At 46.3% G+C, this 21,351-nt stretch carries 15 protein-coding genes; all 15 read right to left on the reverse strand.

Features of this window, described 5'->3' with window-relative positions; all coding sequences use genetic code 11:
* Nucleotides 1-36: 36 nt before the first annotated feature.
* Entirely contained in the window at nucleotides 37-1,011 is a 975-nt protein-coding gene (locus L2717_RS15085; protein WP_220773384.1) for an HlyD family secretion protein, read from the reverse strand.
* Nucleotides 1,001-2,410: a TolC family protein gene (locus tag L2717_RS15090; RefSeq protein ID WP_220773383.1), complete on the reverse strand. Its 1,410-nt coding sequence runs from the start codon at nucleotides 2,408-2,410 to the stop codon at nucleotides 1,001-1,003. The genes L2717_RS15085 and L2717_RS15090 overlap by 11 nt, the downstream gene beginning before the upstream one ends.
* 143 nt (nucleotides 2,411-2,553) lie before the next feature.
* A complete protein-coding gene (gene tldD, locus L2717_RS15095; protein ID WP_220773382.1) occupies nucleotides 2,554-4,002 on the reverse strand; it encodes a metalloprotease TldD in 1,449 nt (482 codons plus the stop codon).
* 113 nt (nucleotides 4,003-4,115) lie between these two features.
* Nucleotides 4,116-4,964, reverse strand: a complete 849-nt coding sequence (locus L2717_RS15100) for a carbon-nitrogen hydrolase family protein (RefSeq protein WP_220773381.1) — start codon at nucleotides 4,962-4,964, stop codon at nucleotides 4,116-4,118.
* On the reverse strand, nucleotides 4,888-9,054 hold the full coding sequence (locus tag L2717_RS15105; protein ID WP_220773380.1) for a YhdP family protein: 4,167 nt from the start codon (nucleotides 9,052-9,054) through the stop codon (nucleotides 4,888-4,890). Before L2717_RS15105 ends, L2717_RS15100 begins: the two co-directional genes overlap by 77 nt.
* Entirely contained in the window at nucleotides 9,054-10,520 is a 1,467-nt protein-coding gene (gene rng / locus L2717_RS15110) for a ribonuclease G (RefSeq protein WP_220773393.1), read from the reverse strand. Before rng ends, L2717_RS15105 begins: the two co-directional genes overlap by 1 nt.
* Before the next feature lie 221 nt (nucleotides 10,521-10,741).
* Nucleotides 10,742-11,347 (reverse strand): Maf family protein, encoded by a 606-nt coding sequence (locus L2717_RS15115; protein WP_281421740.1) that lies wholly within the window; start codon nucleotides 11,345-11,347, stop codon nucleotides 10,742-10,744.
* Nucleotides 11,348-11,349: 2 nt separating this feature from the next.
* Nucleotides 11,350-11,838: a rod shape-determining protein MreD gene (gene mreD, locus L2717_RS15120; protein ID WP_220773379.1), complete on the reverse strand. Its 489-nt coding sequence runs from the start codon at nucleotides 11,836-11,838 to the stop codon at nucleotides 11,350-11,352.
* On the reverse strand, nucleotides 11,835-12,872 hold the full coding sequence (gene mreC, locus L2717_RS15125) for a rod shape-determining protein MreC (RefSeq protein WP_220773378.1): 1,038 nt from the start codon (nucleotides 12,870-12,872) through the stop codon (nucleotides 11,835-11,837). The genes mreD and mreC overlap by 4 nt, the downstream gene beginning before the upstream one ends.
* A gap of 44 nt (nucleotides 12,873-12,916) precedes the next feature.
* Entirely contained in the window at nucleotides 12,917-13,966 is a 1,050-nt protein-coding gene (locus L2717_RS15130) for a rod shape-determining protein (RefSeq protein ID WP_076499255.1), read from the reverse strand.
* Between the two features lie 338 nt (nucleotides 13,967-14,304).
* The gene (locus tag L2717_RS15135) at nucleotides 14,305-18,882 is read right to left on the reverse strand and encodes a DUF6701 domain-containing protein (RefSeq protein WP_220773132.1); all 4,578 of its coding nucleotides are present in this window, start codon (nucleotides 18,880-18,882) and stop codon (nucleotides 14,305-14,307) included.
* 40 nt (nucleotides 18,883-18,922) lie between these two features.
* Nucleotides 18,923-19,402: an MSHA biogenesis protein MshP gene (locus L2717_RS15140; protein ID WP_220773110.1), complete on the reverse strand. Its 480-nt coding sequence runs from the start codon at nucleotides 19,400-19,402 to the stop codon at nucleotides 18,923-18,925.
* Complete coding sequence (locus L2717_RS15145) at nucleotides 19,392-20,258, reverse strand: PilW family protein (RefSeq protein ID WP_220773111.1); 867 nt, start codon at nucleotides 20,256-20,258, stop codon at nucleotides 19,392-19,394. Before L2717_RS15145 ends, L2717_RS15140 begins: the two co-directional genes overlap by 11 nt.
* A complete protein-coding gene (locus L2717_RS15150; RefSeq protein WP_220773112.1) occupies nucleotides 20,258-20,788 on the reverse strand; it encodes a type IV pilus modification PilV family protein in 531 nt (176 codons plus the stop codon). Before L2717_RS15150 ends, L2717_RS15145 begins: the two co-directional genes overlap by 1 nt.
* The gene (locus tag L2717_RS15155; protein WP_220773133.1) at nucleotides 20,778-21,266 is read right to left on the reverse strand and encodes a type IV pilin protein; all 489 of its coding nucleotides are present in this window, start codon (nucleotides 21,264-21,266) and stop codon (nucleotides 20,778-20,780) included. Before L2717_RS15155 ends, L2717_RS15150 begins: the two co-directional genes overlap by 11 nt.
* Nucleotides 21,267-21,351 lie beyond the last annotated feature (85 nt).

Raw genomic sequence — 21,351 nt, forward strand, 5'->3', positions numbered from 1 at the left:
CCGTATTGGCGTCTGGCGTGCGTTCAGTCACAGCCCTTACTCACCACGCAGTAAAACAGACATGCCGACACGTAGGTCGCTAATTGGCTGGCTTGGACGCAATTCAACCTCGAAGGTACGCATATCAAAATCGTGGCCACTTTCGGTCGAGCGCCATGTGGCAAACTCACCCATGACGCTAATATGCGACACAGTAAACTCAATATCCTGCCCGAGCGCCGGAATATTCAGCCGAATTTTTTGACCTTTTTTAAAGCCTTTAAGCTGATCTTCTCGCACTTGGAACACCGCCCACGCATCTTTCATATCAATCAGGCTCACAATGGGAAAACCACTTGGTGCCAATTCACCCGCTTGCAAGAGTACATCGCTGATTTCGCCCGTTTTTGGGGCGCGCATTTGGCTATCTTGCATAATCGCGCTAACCTCTTTCACCGCGCCCTCAGCCATGCGCGCATTACCCGCCGCTGCGGCTTTAAGTTCAACGCGCGCGCCTTCCTGCGCCATTTGATACATGGCTAATGCCGCTTGTTCTGTATATTTTGCTGCCTGCCATTGGGTAAAGGCTTCATCGCGTTTTTGTCTTGCTGCCACACCTTCGTTGAACAGGTTTTTCACCCGGTTATAGGTCGTTTTAGCGAGCGTTGCCGCCGCTTGGGCTTTAAGCCATTGTTCTTTAGCAGCCATGATCTCTTGGCGACGAGCGCCGTTGTCGGCCTCCGATTGTTTGGCTTTGGCGGCGTCGCGGCCACCTTCGGCTTGCATTAACTTAGCGTCTAATTCTGGGCTGTGGATAGCGAATAATAAATCACCTTCAGCCACACGATCGCCGCGGCGAACGAGCACTTGCTCAACGCGGCCAGGAACCTTAGAAGAGACGTTATATTCGCGCGCTTCAATCTGCCCCTGCAATAAGCTCGGCTGCGGGCTGTAAGCCAACTTAAGGCCATAGGCTAAAACAAGGCCTAATGCGACCAACGCCACCAGGGCAAGTATTCTGTTAGCGCGCATTATTTGTCTCCTGCGACAGTGTACGGTCAGCGGTGCGACCAATAAATTCATCTAGTTGACCACTAATGGCCATTAATCGAGCATAGGCTTGCACATAACGATAACGGGCGGCCAGCTGTTGAGTGTTAACGGCGCTCAGTTTCAGCTCAGCATCGACTCTGTCGATAGACGTAGAAAGCCCTTGATTAAACGCGATTTCTCGCAGACGCAGATTTTCAGTGGCCAGTTCAAGTGAAGTATCGAGCGCTTTCACTTCTTCTTCAGCTTGTAATAATTGGCGATAACTTTGATCCACTAACAGACTCAAATCCTGCCGCGTTTGTGCTTTAGTGTAACGGGCTTGCAATAAGGCACTTTTCGCCGCTTCAACCTTACCACTACGGCCATCACGGCTCAGTATTGGCACTTTAACGCCAACGCCAACCATCCAATCTGGCTCTACCTGAGAAAATAGGCTGTCATCTTCGTAAAGGGTGTAATTACCAAACAGGAATACGGTGGGGTGATACTTGCTCTGTTCTAATGAAACCAAGCCATTGGCTTGTGTCTCTTTTGCTTCGAGTAATTTTAGCGCCGGATGTTGGCTCAGGGTCACTTGAGTAAGCTGATCTAAGGACGGCGCATGCGGCAAAACAAATAAAGGTGACTGCGTGCCAACATCGCTTTGCTGCAACATGCGTGATAGAGCAATGATCGCCATTTCATGCTGGCGGCGAGCACTGCCTAAATTAACTTTGGCATTGTCTAAGGCAACCTGCGCATTAAGCCGTTCAACCTTAGCGATTTGCCCTTCTCGCTCTAACGCTAACGCATGGTCAACATGCTTAGTTAGCGAGCTTACTAGCTCAGTTTGCGTGCTCACTAACGCCTGAGTGACATCAACGGCATAGTATCTGTCTACCAGTAAAGTAAATAAATCGCGCGTGACTAATTGCAACTCTTGCTGTTTCTCGGCCACCATAGCGGCCTGTATACCTTGAGCGGCTGTGATCTGCCCACCGGTATAAATTGGCCACATGGCTTGCAAGCTAGCTCGGAAGATATCTTGCTCGGTAAAAGGCGTGACAAACATTGACCCCGGAATACCTGCTAGTGCTCCGCCAAGAGCTGGCGGTAACGTCGCAGGATCAAGTGAGGCTAGTGGATTGAGATCGCGAAGATCGAGTTCGATGGGTTTTTCAAGGTGGGTATAGCTACCATTAATGCTCAAAGAGGGCAGATTTAAGCTCTCACCCGCCTCTTGCTCACCCTTAGCACGGTTAACTTCCTGCGATTGCGCCTGTAGCTTATCGCTCACTTTTAGCATTTGTTGCCAAGCGTCGGTAAAGCTAATCGGCTGTGCATGACTCGCCAAAGGCAATGATAGAAGGCATAACCAAGCCACTTTTGATAGTTTCATTAACACCTCTAGAGTAGTTACTCTATTTCCATTTGCGAATGATAACATCCATCATAGTAAGCAGCTATATACCCAAGCTACCTGAAGATTGGCACTGTAGCCTCTTCAGGTTGTTTGGGTATAAAGACAATGACGAAACTGAACTATGCCGTACCGCCAACCGTTAAACGATCTAACTTCAAGGTCGGTTGACCAACGCCAACGGGTACGCTTTGTCCATCTTTACCACAAACGCCAACGCCTTGATCTAACGCCATATCGTTACCGACCATCGAAATTTGGCTCATCGCCTCTGGACCATTGCCGATTAAGGTTGCGCCCTTAATTGCTTGAGTCACTTCACCATTTTCAATCAAATAGGCTTCAGATGCGGAGAATACAAACTTACCCGAGGTAATATCCACTTGGCCGCCACCAAAGTTAGGGGCGTAAATGCCCTTTTTGACCGATTTAATGATCTCACTTGGATCTGACTCACCCGCCGTCATATAGGTATTGGTCATACGCGGCATAGGCAAATGTGCGTAAGATTCGCGCCGACCGTTACCCGTTGGTGCCACACCCATCAAGCGTGCATTGAGTTTGTCTTGGATGTAACCCTTTAAAATACCGTCTTCAATTAATACGGTTCTTTGGGTCGGAACACCTTCATCATCAATGCTGAGTGAACCGCGACGATTAGGTAAAGTACCATCATCAACCACAGTCACTAATTTAGAAGCAACGAGTTGCCCCATTTTACCGCTGAAAGCACTGCTGCCCTTACGGTTAAAGTCGCCCTCTAAACCATGACCCACGGCTTCATGAAGCAATACGCCCGGCCAGCCATTGCCTAACACCACTGGCATTTCGCCCGCTGGCGCATCGATAGCATTGAGGTTGACCTGCGCTTGACGCACTGCTTCACGAGCAAAGGCAAAACACATAGGTAAACCAGTATCGTCGCTGGCCATTAATACGCCGTAGTCATGGCGACCACCGCCACCTGCACCGCCACGCTCACGTTTACCGTTTTCTTCTAGAATCACGCTGCAATTAAAGCGCACTAAAGGGCGGATATCGGCCGCTAGCGTACCGTCACTTGCGGCAATTAAAATTTCTTCGTGCACACCCGCCAAGCTAACAACCACTTGGATAATGCGGCTATCTAAACTGCGAATAAAAGCATCGGCTTCTTTCAGCAGATTAATCTTTTTGACTTCTTCCATCGCGGCAATGGGATCTAAACTGTCGTACAAGGCTAATGCCTTACGGCGCTTAAATGCGCGAACCTGAGTTTGCTCACCTGCGCTAGCAATACCACGCGCGGCCTCTGCTGCGGCGCTTAAGGCGGCTGGTGTAATATCGTCGGCATAAGCAAAGCCGGTTTTTTCACCGCTAATAGCACGTACACCCACACCGCGTTCAATGTGGAAACTACCGTCTTTAATGATGCCGTCTTCCAGCACCCAAGACTCATGGCGACTACCTTGAAAATAGAGATCGGAATAATCGATTTTGTGTTGATGTATAGTGTTGAGATAACCCTGTAGGCCCTCTAACGCTAACCCATTCTTCAATAAACTTTGCTCTACTTGTGCTAAAAATGGCATCGATGCTCTCTTTGATCCCAAGGGATCTTTATATTCTGAGTGTAAATTCGTTGTACTAATTCTGTACGTTAATCGCCGTCTAATTGGATATTGCCGCTCGCCAGTGCGGACGGTTATTTCAAGCTTGGCTCAAGAAAACGATTATGCTGCATAACGGGCATTTTACGGCGAATATCGTGCAGTTCGGTTAAGTCAACTTCAGCCTGTACCCAACCCGTACCGATTTTACGCTGGGCCAAAATGTTACCCCAAGGGCCAACTATCATGCTCTGCCCCCAGGTTTCACGGCTACCTTCATTATGCTGTCCCCACTGGGCGGCTGCGAGAATAATGCATTGTGTTTCAATGGCTCTAGCCTGCAACAACACCTGCCAATGAGCTTCGCCGGTCACTTTGGTAAAAGCCGATGGCAAGGTAATGATCTCAGCCCCAGCCAGACGCATCGCCCTAAATAAGTCGGCAAAGCGTAAATCATAACAGATGGCTAGACCAATTTTGCCAAAAGGTGTATCGATAACGCTAATGTGATCCCCTGGGCAGAAGGTTTCGCTCTCGCGATATTGCTTTGTACCATCGGCAATATCCACATCAAAGAGATGTAATTTATCGTAATGCCCTAACGTATCACCTTTATCATCAAACAGATAACTGCGGCTATAGACACGGCCATCGTCTGCTAATACTGGGATAGTACCCGCAACCATAAAGACCTGATACTTAGCTGCAAGTGCACTTAACGCCGATTTAAGCGGACTGTTGTGGGTATCGCCCGCATAAGCCAGTTGCTGACTTTCGTGGCCACCAAACAATAAACAACATTCAGGTAAGACCACTAAATGAGGTGTATGCAGACTGTCTTTATTAAGGGCTTCCCGCGAGAGTGCGTTAAGCTGCGATTCGATAAACAGCAGATTGGCGCTGACGTCGCGACTGCTCTGGCATTGCAACAGGCTGATGTGCATTCTTACCTCCCTGAATTTGTTTAATCGGCTCTACTACTTGGCTTTTTTCGGGTAGGGCAGACGCAGGGGCCTGTACCGGTGATGTAGGCTCTTCAACCTGTTCTGTAGGCTTAACCTCTTGGGTTTGCGCCTCTGGTGTCTCGGTCGCTTCAGTTTTCTTAGCTGCGGGTTGAGTTTGACTCGCGGCGCCGACCGACACTGCTGGGCGCTCAACACCCACTATGGGTAGGATAGACTCGGGAATTTCAATCTCTTTACTCTTACGTTCCAATTCTTCAACCACAGGTTCGGCCATAGTGCCAGTCACTCGAAAACGAATTTCTGAAATGATTTCAATCACAGGCTCAAGCACCTTTGTCAGTGCAAATGCACCTATCCCTAGTGTCCAAGCACTGGTGCTAAGTAATACCACTGTAGGCACACTTGAGGCTAACTGCGGTACAAAGCGAATATCGTAATTTAAACTCTCTGTTGTGAGATCCGTGAAACCACGCACCTTCATATTACCAGCAATGGCATCCATTTCGGTATCCGTGGTTTTTACCACGCCATTGTCAATTTGTAGATTGCCGTTGAAGGAGTTGAAATACATACCTTGACCAAAAACATCGGTAAAATCCAGTGACAGTTTACGCACAAGGGAATCTAAGCTAAACAGAGAGAAGATGCGCGCGCCCTTATCACTCACCTCAGATAAGTGACCTTTACCGAGGTCAAACTTCACTTTACCGTTTAAGGTTTCGAGGGAAAACGCATAGGGAGCCCCTTGCCACGATACGTCGGCATTTATTTTCAGCGGCGCTTCTTTTACTCCAGGATCGATACCCAAGAGCGCCGATAAATGATCAAATTGTTTCGCCTTTAACTCAACATTAAGTTCAGTTCGATTCTGGTCAGCTTGCTGCCAAATACCACTGCCTTGCAAGCTCACGTTAGGGGTTGTTAACGACAGAGTTTGAATTTTATAACCGTCAGGTTGCGGCGTCGCCTGAAACACTAACTTACCTAGTTGCTTATCATGAAAACGAAAATCTTCCACATTGATAGCAACGGGCGGCAAGTTAGTGAGCACTTGATCACTACCAAAACCAGATTCGGCAGCCGAGGCTATCTCAGGGGATAAATACAATTTATTCGCTACGACTTTAAGGCCTTGAGTGCGCCAATTTGGATAGAAATCAATACTCCCATCAAACTCATTAGCAAGGATATTAAAGCGCCAACCGGTTTCATTGGGTTTAGCATTTAAGGTAAGTTCGGTAAGCGGTTGTCCCGCAAGATCGAAACGACCAATATGGGCATCAATAGCGCTGACCTTAGGAAATAAACTCCTATGGGAGGCTTCATCAACTAAAATTCCCGTTTTCGGTAATGTTTCTTTATTAACGAAAGCGTCTATCACGGGCTGCCAATCCGCTAACGTTGCCTTACCGAGATCCGCTTGAATATGACCTTGGTCGGTATTTCTGGCTTCGTCTTCATCAAACAATCGACCCAATAATAAGTCAAAATAACTCAGATTCGCGCCCTTGCTCGCCTCAAAACCACCGATAAACTCAGCATGACTGGCGACTTTTATATTGAGCGAGGTATTATCTTGATTACCCGCAAATTCGGCAACCAAAGGCCGAGGCTCGTCAGTTGGCTTAGCAAAGTATCCTGGGAGTAATAGCTGCGTACCGATAAGATCTGAGGTGACGTTAGCCTGTATATCATAACCTTGCTCAGTAAATAGCATAGTCAAGCCGCCATCAAAATTGACCTTTCCTTGATAAAAATCACTCAAAGGAGAATGTAACTCTGCGGGTAACCGACTGAGATCCCAGCGGCTTTTAAGCTTAAGATTAAGGCCAAAGTCCTTGCCTTTAGGCTCGGTATTAAAAGTTAAACTCAGCGGTTGTTCAAACAAGCGGGCATTAATCCCTTTGCCCGTAACAATCTGGTTAGCAAAATCGACGGTGCCAGTCACGTCCTTTAATTGTAACCCTGGCTGTGCAATATATACTGGCGTATTGTTGAAATTGATTTGACCGCGAATATCTTCGTTATCCCCGTCATACAGCGGAATACTCAGATTTAAACTACCAGTCACCGCGCCTTGTACTTGCACAACCTCTAAGGTTTTTCCTATAGAACTCGCTAAAGGCGAAGCCTGCAACACCTTAGTTGCAGCGCGGCCTTGCACGGCGAGATCAGCTTCAATCCTCAGTAGCGTTTGCTCGCCAATGGCAGGAATATAAACATGCGCGCCGCTAGCATCCACCTCCATCAGCTTGCCGTGGTTTACCCATAAATCCATACGGGCATTTTCAAATAAGGCATTAAGGGACAAATCGGTGACAGCGGGCCAATCGGGTTGAAATTGAAACTTAGCATCGGTTAGCGTAAAGGCCGCCTGAAATACGCCACTATTATCATCAAAGGGGAAACCGCTTAACGGACCATTCCAAACCACATGTGCATCTTGAGTCTGGCCTGCTTTAAGTCCAGTATCCAAATATTCGGCTAGCGACTCACCCATCGCCTTCTTTGGGAAGTATTTGTCGGCATTGGCGACATTATTGATATGAACATTCGCGCTCAGCGCCATATGGATTGCGTGACTGAAATCTAACATGAGTACAGAGTCGACACTCATGTCATCATTATTGAGCTGTAATTGTGGCACGCTTAAGGTTAGGGTTTCACTATCGAATCGCCCCGTCATAGGCGCACCATTGAACACTAACGGCGCTGAAAACTCATCACCAAAATCAACTTGATAGATCTGTTCTGGCAGTGACAGCAGGAGACTTTTATCTTGCCAGCGTAAGTTAATATCAAAGGGGTTTGTGCTAGGAATACCACCAACTTTTTGCCAATGTAACTGCGTTATATTTGTGCTGGCAAGTAAAGGCTGTTCAGCTTGTTGGTATAAGCGAATGGGACCAATACTGGCTTTGGGGGATAACGCAGTCCATTGGTGCAGCATCTCTTTGTCAGCACCCGGAAATAACGGTAACAAAGGCAGTAAATTTTGAACGCTGAGTTGATTTACATAAGCAAAAAATTGATCATTCTCGCTTTTAGCAGCCAAGGTTAACGTCGGCCAATGCTCACCATTGGTGATAAAATCGAGCCCCGTACTTTGTACTTCCCAGCCCGTTGCTGTGGGTTGCCAAACGATATCGCCCGCCTGAATTTCAAATTTTTGCGTCGATTGCTGTAATGTCCATTGCAGCCAACTGGGCTCAAAATGTACCATTGCTGAGCTGATACTGCGATTAGCAAACGTCAACCAAGCCTTAAGATTCACCACGCCTTCTAAGGGTAACTTTTGGTTTGAATCATATTGGCTTGAATCATAATAGTTACTCTGGCGCGAAGCCCACTCGCCCAAATCTAATGATGTAGCAGCCAAATACATTTGCCCACTTAAGCTATCGGGGTTTGCCCCATCGCCATTAATCTCTAACTGTAATGCCAGCGACTCATGCTCAGTGGCATTATTATCCAGATACAACTCCCCTGCACCGCGGTGACGCTCACCATTATTGCGCCAGTTTAAATGGCGAATATTAATAGGGCGAAACTCTTGGCGTAAACTGAGCAATTGCACGGTGGCGTCAGTAAGGGAGAACCTATCGAGTTGCTTAAGTAATAAGGCATAAAGCCAATCAACTTGGGGTGGAGTATCCGCTGCGTTCGCCTTGTTATCAGATAACTTATCTATATTTAACGCGACATGCACGCCATCAAAATTGACATCTTCAATACGTGGAGTCAGCGTGAGCAATGATTGCCAAAAATCGAGTTTTACTTGCACTTTTTTGATTATCACTGTTACCGGCAGGGCATCCTGTGGCGGAATAACTAAGTGATTAATATTGATTGCGGGGCCAAAAGCCTGCCAGTGGGCAGATAACTCCCCCACTTGTACATCGATTTTATATTCGTTTTTTACGTAATTAACCAGTTGCTGACGCACTTCATCAACTTGGGGTAACAAACCGCGAATTAAACTGACTGCAAGCGCAAACACCACTAAAACCAGCGCCAAAAGTTGCCAGCAAAAACGGCTGATTTTTTGTGCAGTCAAAGGCGTGGCCACTACATCATCACCACATCATATTTGTACTGTGAGTACATGGGCTCATTCTGTAAGCGGATACGTTTACCTATGTATACTTCAAGTTCGGCGATCTGATGGTTTTCATCAGTATGCAAACTTTGGTACACCGCAGGCGCGCAATATAATAAAAACTCATCGGCATCATAGGTACGATTTAAACGAATAATCTCGCGAAACACCTCATAGGAGACAGTTTCAACGGTTTTCATACTGCCAGTGCCATGACACGCAGGACATTCTCCGCACACTACATGTTCTAAACTCTCACGGGTACGCTTACGTGTCATTTCGACTAAACCTAAGCCCGAAAAACCACTCACATTGGTTTTCACTCTATCCTTAGACAAAGCGCTAGTTAAGCTACTGAGTACCCGAGCCTTATGATCTGCGGTCATCATGTCGATAAAATCGATAATAATGATGCCACCGAGATTACGCAGACGTAACTGTCTAGCGATGGCTTGGGTTGCTTCAAGATTAGTATTGAAGATGGTTTCTTCAAGATTTCGGTGCCCAACAAAAGCGCCAGTATTAATATCGACTGTGGTCATAGCTTCGGTCTGATCGATAATCAGATAACCGCCAGACTTAAGCTCAACCTTACGACCCAGAGCCCGTTGAATTTCGTTCTCCACATCGTAGAGATCAAAAATAGGCGCAGGGCCTGAATAATGTTCAATCTTCTGCGCAATCTCAGGCATAAACTCTTGAGCAAAAGACTGTAACTCAGCAAAAGTACCGCGAGAATCAACTTGAATTTGGTCAAGCTCAGTGCCAACAAAATCACGCACTATCCGCACCGGCAATGCTAAATCTTGGTATAACAAAGACACACCACTGCGCTTACGACGTTCGCTGACTTTAGACCAAACACGGCGCAAGAATGCCGCATCTTGGGATAATTCATCTTCACCCACCCCTTCAGCGGCGGTGCGGATAATAAAACCACCGTCATCATCCACATAAGGCAAAGTGATTTGTTTAAGGCGATTACGCTCTTCTTCTAGCTCAATACGTTGCGAAACACCCACATGGCTAGAACCCGGCATAAACACTAAATAACGCGAAGGCAGAGTGATATCAGTAGTCAGTCGGGCGCCCTTAGTACCGAGCGGATCTTTAACCACTTGCACCATAATATCTTGCCCTTGACGGACTAATTCAGCGATATCACGGACCACGAAATGACCCTTCTCAACATCGGCAACGCATTCAGTGTGCGGCACTATGTCGGACGCATGTAGAAAAGCGGCTTTATCTAAGCCAATATCGACAAAGGCGGCTTGCATACCGGGCAACACACGGCTGATTTTACCTTTGTAAATATTGCCTACCAAACCCCGTTTCATTCGGCGTTCAATATGCACTTCTTGCAGCACACCATGCTCAACTAAGGCGACACGCGCCTCTGAAGGAGTTACATTGATCAGTAATTCTGAACCCATCTTGCGCTGTATTTTATTTGGATTTAAGCGACCGGTATTCACGACTCACCCCATTCGGGAAACTAGATTAATTAATCGAAGTTACATATTTTCTAAGCATGAAAACCGAATGAAGCATCGACGATAAAGAATCACTTCATCGGAGACTCGATTAAGAGCCTATCACTCCTGTAAAATTCATTCTAACCTCAAGCTAAAAGCATAATACCAGTAACACTAGGTTAGATGAGTCCAACTTCGGCTAACAATTCGCAGGTTTCGACTAAAGGTAAACCCACCACACCTGAATAGCTGCCGTTAATCGCCGCAACAAAGCAGCCACCCAGACCTTGTATACCGTAACTACCCGCTTTATCCATCGGCTCTGTTGAGGCAACATAAGCTTCAATATCTGCTTTAGATAAAGTGCAAAAACGCACTTGTGTCTGCACTAATCGTACTAAGGTTTTTGCCGTTAAAGATGGCTCATCCTTATAATAAACCAGTGCCACAGCCGTCATCACGGTATGAGTCTTACCAGATAACTCACTGAGCATTCGCTTAGCATCGGCAGCATCGGCAGGTTTTCCTAGTATTTGGTTTTCAAACACTACGATAGTATCAGAACCTAATACCACAGGCTGTGAAATATCCGCGCATAATGCCAGTCCGGCATAGGCTTTTTCGGCCGCTAAACGTTGCACATAATCTGTTGGCGTTTCACGTAATCGGGGCGTTTCATCAATATCGGGGGCCACTTGCGTAAAACTAAAATCGAGGCGACCAAATCCAATTTGTGCCAATAACTCTTTGCGGCGCGGTGAAGTCGAAGCTAGCACTAAATTCACAATTAGCGAACCTTATAATGACGTCGAACGCGACGTAAAATCCAAAATATCCACGGCCAGATGATTAATCCTGAAATGGCGGGCAAAAATAAATCCGTGTGGAATACCGCTTCTTGCATCACAAATTCCACCCAGTAAATCACTAAATGGTAAATACAAAGCAGTAGCATGATCACCAGCGACTGCTGCCATTTAGGAAAATTACGTAAACGCTGGCAATGTAAAATGGCGATATAAATCACCAATGACATGGCCAAAGAACGCACTCCTAAGGTAGCGCCCAATAAAATATCTAAAATAAGCCCTAAAACCCATGCGGTTAAAATATTGTATCTATGGGGTAATGCAATAGACCAATACATAATAATCATTAATAACCAGTCTGGCCGCCACGCATCAACCGCACTTGGTAAGGGCATAATCTGGCTGATAATCCCAATGAGTAATGTCACCCAAACGATGAGGCGCCCATTGGCGGCTTGGAAACTCATTGATTTACCTCAGTGGCTGGACGAACGGTTTCCGCCAGCGGATTAACAGCAGCTGGCGTAGATGTCACCGGCTTAGCCGCATTGGCATCGGGCGAGGTTAGCTTAACTTGAGGAGTAACTTTCTTAACTGCAGGAATGGCCGTATCGGTATTATCCCCATCGGTGGCAGTAGGATGGTCAGCTGCTGGCGCAACCAATTGATTAGGTAAAGTCACACCAGAATCACTAGCAGGCCAAATAAGCAATAAATAGCGAATACGATCTAACGCCGCTAACGGTTGGGCGGTAACGCGAGCATAGCTTTGGCCATCTTCAGTTAACACTTCCATCACGCGTGCAACAGGGTAGCCTTCAGGGAAACGATTACCCAAACCCGATGTCACCAGTAAATCGCCGACACGAATGTCAGTACTCTTAGCCACATGGCGTAGTTCTATCTCGTCCAATTCCCCCGTACCATTGGCGACAAGGCGCACATCATTACGGGTAATACGTACAGGTAAGCCATGGGATACATCGGAGAGCAATAGCACCCGACTGGTCATTTCACTCACTTGCACCACTTGGCCTACAACCCCTTGCGCATCAACGACAGGTTGGCCGACAAAGACGCCACTGCGAGAACCGTGATTAAGTACCACATATTGATGAAAAGGATCGCTTGCGACCTCTAACACTTCAGCTACCATTTTGCGCGAGTCAAGATAAGCTGGCGAACCTAACAGTGCCCGCAAGCGCTCATTTTCTTGGCGTAGGTGTTCAAAACGTTGTAAGCGTTCACTCATCAACAACTGTTGTCTCAGCAGTTCTTTATTTTGCAGCGCCAACATATTACGGGTAGCAAAACTTTCAGAGGACCAATCAAGCGCAGCCCCTGGCACACTGGCTAAATACTGTAATGGGCTAAAAACAGAGGCAAGAGATTGCCGAGCAGGATCGAGACGATGATTAGCAACGAGCAAAGCCACCGACAAAATAATTGCCAGTGTCAGACGAAATTGGTTTGAAATACCACGAACAAAAATTGGCTTCATAGGAGAGCTAAGGCGGTGATTAGCCGCCCCATACCGAAGTTAAATTAGGTTTCTTCGGAGAACAGATCGCCGCCGTGCATATCAATCATTTCGAGGGCTTTACCACCACCGCGTGCTACGCAGGTTAATGGGTCGTCCGCCACCATGACTGGAATTCCGGTTTCTTGCATTAATAAACGGTCTAAATCACGCAATAATGCGCCGCCGCCAGTTAATACCATACCGCGCTCAGAAATATCAGAAGCAAGTTCTGGTGGAGACTGCTCTAAAGCCACCATAACAGCACTAACAATGCCAGATAATGGCTCTTGCAGCGCTTCTAAAATTTCGTTGCTATTAAGCGTAAAACTACGAGGCACACCTTCAGCTAAATTACGACCGCGGACTTCGATTTCTAACACTTCATCGCCAGGATAAGCGGTACCGATAGTATGCTTGATACGCTCAGCAGTAGCTTCACCAATCAAACTGCCGTAGTTACGACGGACATAGTTGATAATGGCATCATCAAACTTATCACCACCAATACGTACTGAAGATGAGTACACCACGCCATTGAGTGAAATAATCGCGACTTCAGTAGTACCACCACCAATATCCACGACCATAGAACCCGTTGCTTCAGATACAGGTAAACCCGCGCCGATTGCAGCAGCCATAGGCTCTTCAATCAAATATACTTCACGTGCACCGGCGCCCATGGCCGATTCACGAATCGCACGACGTTCAACCTGCGTTGCGCCAACAGGCACACACACTAAAACCCGTGGACTTGGACGAAAAAAGCTATTGTTATGCACTTGCTTAATAAAGTGCTGTAGCATTTTTTCTGTCACATAAAAGTCAGCAATAACGCCGTCTTTCATTGGACGGATAGCTTGGATATTGCCAGGTGTTCGCCCTAGCATCTGTTTAGCTTCTGTGCCGACTGCGGCAACAGATTTCTGGCCAGAGCCACCGCGCTCACCACGTATCGCAACAACGGAAGGCTCATCCAGGACTATGCCTTCACCACGAACATAAATTAATGTGTTAGCTGTACCCAAATCGATCGATAGATCATTAGAAAAAATGCCACGTAGCTTCTTAAACATGTAACTAGCCTGTATTCTGTGGAGCCAGAAGAAAAGAAAAATCAGCTAACTTTATCAATGCCACCCTGATTCCACAAGACCGACGGGGTCAACAATCGCTAATGAAGTGATTTTTTTTCAAATCTACACCAAAAATACAATATTTAAGCGCATATCACAGTTTAATGTCGGAAAAAAATACAGTAAAAACCTGAGCGCGCACAACACCGCAACAATTTGACCACTAAAAACATCCATTTTACGATTAAGATTTATCGCGCCAAGTCCAATAAATCTCCAATAACTGATTAAGCATTGCGTTTTTTACTTGTCAGTTTTTAGCCAATAAATGACTTAAACTAATCCACCTCACGCCAGTAAATAATTCGATCATGACCTCGATAACGGCCAAAATATGCACTCGCCCGAGGATCGCTCAAGAGCGTTGGCGTGACGTCATTCCAATTCCAGTACCATTCAAGCCAACTCGGCACATCTAAAGGCGCGGTAACTTGCCCACGATATAGCGCGCCACTGGTTGTAACTGCCCGCCAAAGCAAATCAAATTGACCTGCCTGAAATTTTGGCATGCTGCCAGAACGCTCAATACTTTGTCCCGAGACTAAATCAGGTTCAAAATTATAGCCAAGGCTAATATCATCGGTTTGTAAAGCCAAACTAGCGTTCGCAACTGTACAACTATCATCACTATTTAAGACCCAACTGCCATTCCAATACTCAGCCCGAGTCGGCATACGTAGTATTTCAGTCTCTGGTCCATAAGTATTATCCATTACCACTCGCCCATGGCGAAGTCTTTGGGTGGTGATTTTTTTTGCAGTACAGTTCGCACAATTTCCTGTCGTTGCGGCATCCATGTCAGGTGAGGCTACATACGAGTTAATCCCATTAGGACGCGGATCGTTATCCAACACTTGCACACCAATATCAAGCAACTCGAAGGGGCCATCCTGATATAAATTGGTCAATACATTAGGTGTCACTCGGCTGAAGTTCGCTCGGTAACTGTTACCTAAGCTTGCAACCCCTTTGGCCCAACGTGTTGATATTATGGGTAAGGCGCTTAAACGGTTTTGTAAATCGATACCATTATTGATGTTCTCGCCCACAAGCATGGCTGTGGCAAAAGAGAACGGTGCAAAGTAGTTTTGCGTTATATCGCCGGCGATATTAAGCGCGCTTAATGTCATCGACATTGGGAATAATTGATCCATATAGCTAAAGCTATTGCAGGCTGGAGACACGAATGCCTCACTCACCAAAAATCTATCGGGGACAAAACGACCAATATTGGCACTCTTTGCCAGTGGTATTGAGTAAAGACTCGATCCCAAGTAACTAGCTGGCGGTGCAGCACTAAAGGTAAATACCCCGACCTCACTGATACTTTGAACGACTGTATTGAGATTATTTGTCGCGGCCACTTGATCGTAACTGGTAATACCTACTACGCCCTGAGCACCGGGATTTGGCGCTACCAGTTGGCTCGACAACGCAATACCAGATTGAACGTAATTGGGCGTACTTGGGTTATCGCAATAATTACTATCGTTATCAATAACCCAGGCTTTTGCAGCAATCTGCAAATTAAAACTCTCACCGGCTTTTTTATATACAGCGCAACTAACGTCTCCCGCTGGGCACAAAGCACCGCTGTCTCTGGGCGTGACACACAGGCCAACAGGAAAACTGACGAAGGGATCGCTACCTATCATCACCAGCCCTTCATCGGGTGTGCCAGCAACACCGGTATATTTGGCGTTTAGCTCAACTTTACCAGCGTCGCTATAATTGACCGCTATCGTTGCTTTACCGCTGGCATCAAAGGTTAAATTCTGGGAAGAAGGTGACAAACTCGAACCGCTGATAGAAGCTGAGTTAACGCTAACGGCTGTTGGGGTAAACATAGATGTAGCGACAGGCGAAATATATTGACTCCACAAATCTACCCTTTTAGTTTGACCAGCGAACGTCGGCAAGCACTCTAGGTTGTCATTTGACTTTCTGACCGCAGAGATAGTCGCATTTTGCGCTTTATTGGCCAGTTTATCTGGCATATCAATTAAAAAGCCGCTATCGGCAAATGACAGCGTACAAGCCGCGGTTGATAACGCGCCAACGCCACTGCGGCACAAGGTATTACTACCAGGGACGGTGGCAGGATTTGAACTCGATACTCCAATTTTTACAGGGGTGGTGACATTATGGCGTAAGTCAACAGAGGCGATTCCGTTGATGAAACTGACATTACTGACACTGCTACCACTTTGGTACCAACCGCCATTAGTAGCAGGATTCAATGACAATTGCGCACTAACTGGGTCAGTAAACGGGGTACAAGGAGTGTTTCCATCAGCACACGCTTTGATCTGCATCGGCTCTGCTTTACATGTGAGCGGCGATGACGAATAAGCAAATTCAAAATGATGTACTTGTAAGCCAATCGGTTTGGATTTTATTGCACAAACTTTAAAATTATCGATTTCGTGGTTGTTATTGGCGCCGCCGGTAGAACCCGTAAATGACAGATAAAAATCAGCAGGAACAGAATCTTGACCTGATATAGCTCTAGCATTAAATCGAGAGACAAGCACCTGATATCCATTACCATCACGCACATCTCTGTCTAACGATACCCAAGCTTGACCTGTGCTGGTTGAATCAACTTTAATCCGATACTTATGATTTGGTGCCGCGGTTGTCGTACTACGAACATCAATTCTAGGATTCAAATTCGCGGCGGTACCAGCCAAATATTTATAATTTGCCGACATAGAACCACGCAATGTTACCGATTGTGATCTAAATCCAGGGCCACCTATCTTCCCCTCATTCGGATTGGAAAAATTACCATACTCATCTAAACCAACGCCAATCCAACCTCCCGCAAAGCCCGGCGTATCATCATCACGTTGTGCATATCCGAGTGAACCACCAAAGCTGCCAGGTTGCGGTGTAACAGAAGCATCCGATAAAATAACCGCAACCCCATCACCTCCCGTTCCAGATGTAGGTGACCAAGCATAATAATCAAACTCTATCGTGACTAGATTGCCTTCAGCAGGAAATAACCGCTGGTAAGTGCTAGCAGTGGCCTGATTACCCAATGCTGGCGTTATTCTTAGTCGTCCCCCGTTGATAGCCGGCGGAGTAGAAGAACCCAGCACTTTCGTTGCCCAATCGTTGCCTAAGCTGCTGCGGGAAAAGTCATCAGTAAAACACTCTTCAACTGGCGCTACTTTCTCAAGCGCAACAAAGCCATAGTCTTCAGCAAGATGACTACGTTCATTATCGCCATAGGTATCTTCATCGTTTACCATACTGACTTGAGTTGCACTCAGATTACAGCGTCTTAACCAGCCACCATCACCACCATCGCGAGAAGACTTTCCAGCCACTAATGTTGGAGGATTGCCAAAGCCAGTTAAGCTGGTATTAAAGGTACATTGAGTTGCTAAATCACGAGTTGAACTTCCCGAGCTATGAGTCAAGGCGTTGGCAAACTGATAGTTAATCGGCTCACCACTCAGGGTTATCGTGCCGACACCTGGCTCAATGGCAAAATAAGCAATAGTTTCATTGGCTAATGTATTTAAATTACCAGGCTGACAGCGCCGACTTGTGCCCGTTACAGTGTAGACTTCTGACGTATCCATATTAAGCGAAATGCCGTTAGCGCTTGGCTGCGACACGCTAGTCAACCAACAATTGTTATTGCGGGTTTGTAATTGGTTTAATCGTACGCTCAAACCTAAGTCGAGCGTTTGATTGACCCAAGCTGACGATGACATGTTCAAGGCACTGTTAGTCACCACCGTACCCGCAGTCAACCGCTTACCATCGGATAGAGCATAACTGCCTGGCGTCACAGCTATCCAGTGCACTTCTGGCATAGTGACCGCCGCACTGCTACTTGGAGGTTGCCGCTGAGTCCAACTAAAACCAGTCGCTGATACGCTACTGATAAACACCGATGCAGGACCATCACCACTAGGATTTGACGACGAAATCGTCGGCATTAAAAATACTAATGGAGTGACACCAGATGAAAACACATGTTCGAAGGTGACCGAGGTTGATGTTGCTTTACCAAATTGCAAATCGAGTTGTTGGTTAATCCTACTGCGGGCATTGATTGTTGCACTAGAATTCATCTCTAAGTAACGGGCGGTAACTCGGCCATTAATGATTGATGAAGCATTCATCTGTAATCTTGCGTCGCTATAGACAAAACCATTGATATTAGTAGCGCCATTCAAGTTAATATCGCTATAGACTACTAAGGTCAAATTATTATTGCCCACTTGATTCACTGAACCATTAGTGAGCCCGACACTATTGCGCACAAATATTCTGGCATCACCAAGCAGTTCGATTTGCGCACTACCATTAATTTGTAAAGTATCTACCCAGTAATCACCGGCTGATAGCACTAATTTCGCGTCACCACCGAGCTCAATTGAGCGAAACACATATTCAGAAAACGTGGAGGAAGTAGTCAATGTACATGTGTTGTATAAGGCAATAGCGCCATATTGGTTAGTACCGTTATTGCCGACATTAATCGCTTGGCCTGCGGTGCAATAAGATATCCCGCCGCCACTTTGTGAATTGCTCGGGAAATCGGTGCTATTGAGTTGTAGCCCTCTTAAATCACTTCCTGTGATGCTGCACTGTCTTGAGCCACCTAAAGCCGTATCGCAACCATTTTCCGCTAAGCCACTGCCGACAGAACAAAAATTTAACGCTAATCCAGCTGTGCCATTAATTTTGGCGTTGGTGTACTGCTTAAACTGTTCATTGTTGATTTTATGACACACGTTATTGTTATTACCGTGCTGGCCTTGGGCAACAGCAGGGAAATAAATATTGTCATCAATCGGGCCATAGGCGAACGTAGGCGCGGCAAACAGCATGGCAACGAAGCTAAAACTAAGATACACACAAAAACGAAAACTACTCACGGGCTTCTACCTCAATTTGTCGGCTAACGCGGGTATCACCACTCTCGCATACCGCTGTGCTATTAATACGATACTGAATTACCGCGCCCACGGAATAAGACGTACAACGGAGACTTACGCTACAAGCATGAAAGCCAACCACATCGGGGGGTACCCAAGAGCTTGAAACACTGGCGCATGTCGCCGTAGCGTTAGCGGCCGTATTCAATGGAAATAACTGAGCTAGTGCCGCATCGGCGCCACTGTTGGCGGCGGCAAAGGCTCGAGTGCCCCATACTTCTTGGGTGAGTGCGGTATCGCTGTCCTGCACAATATTAATGAGAGCAGAAGCTAATAGAAACATCACTGTAATTACAAACACGCCGATAATCAGCGCACTACCTCGTTGTTGCGCAGGTAATGACGCTCTTGATAGCGATGATCTGGATGATGAGCGTTTATATGCCGTTTTACGACCAGAGTTAAGGAACATTAATCACCTGCACTTGATGTTTGTATTGAAACGTCTCACCATTAACATTAAATCTAGGTTGTAAGTGCACCATGGCATTATTAACCAAGGTTGATGGCGTCAATGTCAGAGGCAGATCGGCATTATTTGTTAAACTATTTGCCACACTTTGCGCCATCAACACGCCAGCTCCCATCATATTAGGTTTAGGCTGAATAATGCTGAAGCTATAGCTGGTATAACGCTGTAGTTGTAATTCATTACTCGCTGCGACTTTTTCAAAACAGTAACTTACCGGATTAGTGCCAAAATAAATTCGCTGCCGCGGTGAGCCTTCGGCAAAACGCAAGGCCGCAGTAAAAGTCAGTGTCACTTGATGCTCAAAAGGGGGAAGCGAAGTCGCAATCGTTTTAACCTGTGCTCGTTTTTGTCTCGCGCTGCTATACACATCGGCGTCAATCAAGGGATAGATCCAAGCAAATTGATTCTCACTAATCTTATTCTCATCCTGATTTCTATCAAGAATCACGATCCCAGTACTCGCAGCAGCATCGGGGATGATTGGCATAGTGAGATAAGTCGTGCTGGCCTCGATAGGCACAAATTCAATACATTGATAGGTCAGCGAATTGGTATTAACTCGCAGGCTATTGGGCAAAGCACTACGCAGCTCACGGGTCATTCGCTCAACGGCAAAACGGCTCTGGCTTAGTACTTGATCGACTGAACTCGACTCAACAAAAATTCGGGTGCCAAATAGTATAAAACTACTCACGCCAACCACAAGAATACCCAGAATCAAGATAACTGTGACCATCTCGACCAAGGTAAAGCCTCGCGTGGATGTTTGCATGCGCTTTGCTGATAAAGAGTTCATCAGTAATTACTCCTCACCATATTGTAAGTAATCACTTCGCTGTCAGGCGTTGTCACATTAATGGTGACTAGCTTAGTATTTGCCATACTGCCATAAACCACACTGACACTTAAACGATAGTTGGGATAAGCATCGGCATAGGTTTGGGTTGAGTTAAGCATCTTACTTGTCTCATTTAAGCCGTTATAATCATCGACATCATTGTAATCGTTGCGGCCTTCTCCTAATTCAGACCCCAATATTGTCGAACATGCAACGCCAGCTGCCGCACCACAGGCCGGCGTTCCACCATTGGCATTGGTGTTTTGGTCATAGCGTTTGCCCCAGATTTCATTCATCACAGAATGGGCAAGCTCAGCACTCTTCACTCGATGTAAGGTACTAGCCGCACGATCAGCTTGGGGAAATAACATACTGGTGAGCATCACTATCGCAATGCCAATCACTAACATGCCTACCACTAACTCAATTAAGGTGAAGCCCTTACTCGATGATTCTTTGCGAAGAAATAAGCGAGAATTAGTTGGCATAAATATATCCCTCGGAGGACACATTAATCAGCACAGTGTCATTAGCTGTCACGCGAATACAGCTACCATTACACGTTGGAAAGAGTCGACCTAAACTGTCGAAATCGAGGGTGAAGTTAGTGCTATTCGTGCTCACCAGCACTAATTGAGCTCCACCTTGAAAAGCTTGGCTATAAAGTGGATTGGGTGACAATGCAGTACCCGTACAAACCGTATCCGTGCGAGTGGAGAATTGACTCACTTGATAACCAGTATTAGAAACAGCTACGCGAAAACATCTGTCGGTATTATTGAGCGCCTTTTGCTGCACTTGACGCAGCTCACCTATAAACTCATTACGTAAACTATAGGCACTGTAGGAAGACTGAGTAAACAGGCGCGGCAATACCACCACAGCAAGAATTGAAATCAAGATGATAGTCGTCACTAACTCTACTAAGGTAAATCCGGCCTGTTTTGACATAGGAAATTTAAGCATTGCTCGGGTTAATTGCTGATTTGAAGTGCTAGGTTCAGTTTCTGCCAACCTTATGATTAACGCAAATAAATGTCGGTAATTTCTT

Origin of the sequence: Shewanella glacialipiscicola, from assembly GCF_023283485.1 — a bacterium.
GTDB classification, from domain to species: domain Bacteria; phylum Pseudomonadota; class Gammaproteobacteria; order Enterobacterales; family Shewanellaceae; genus Shewanella; species Shewanella glacialipiscicola.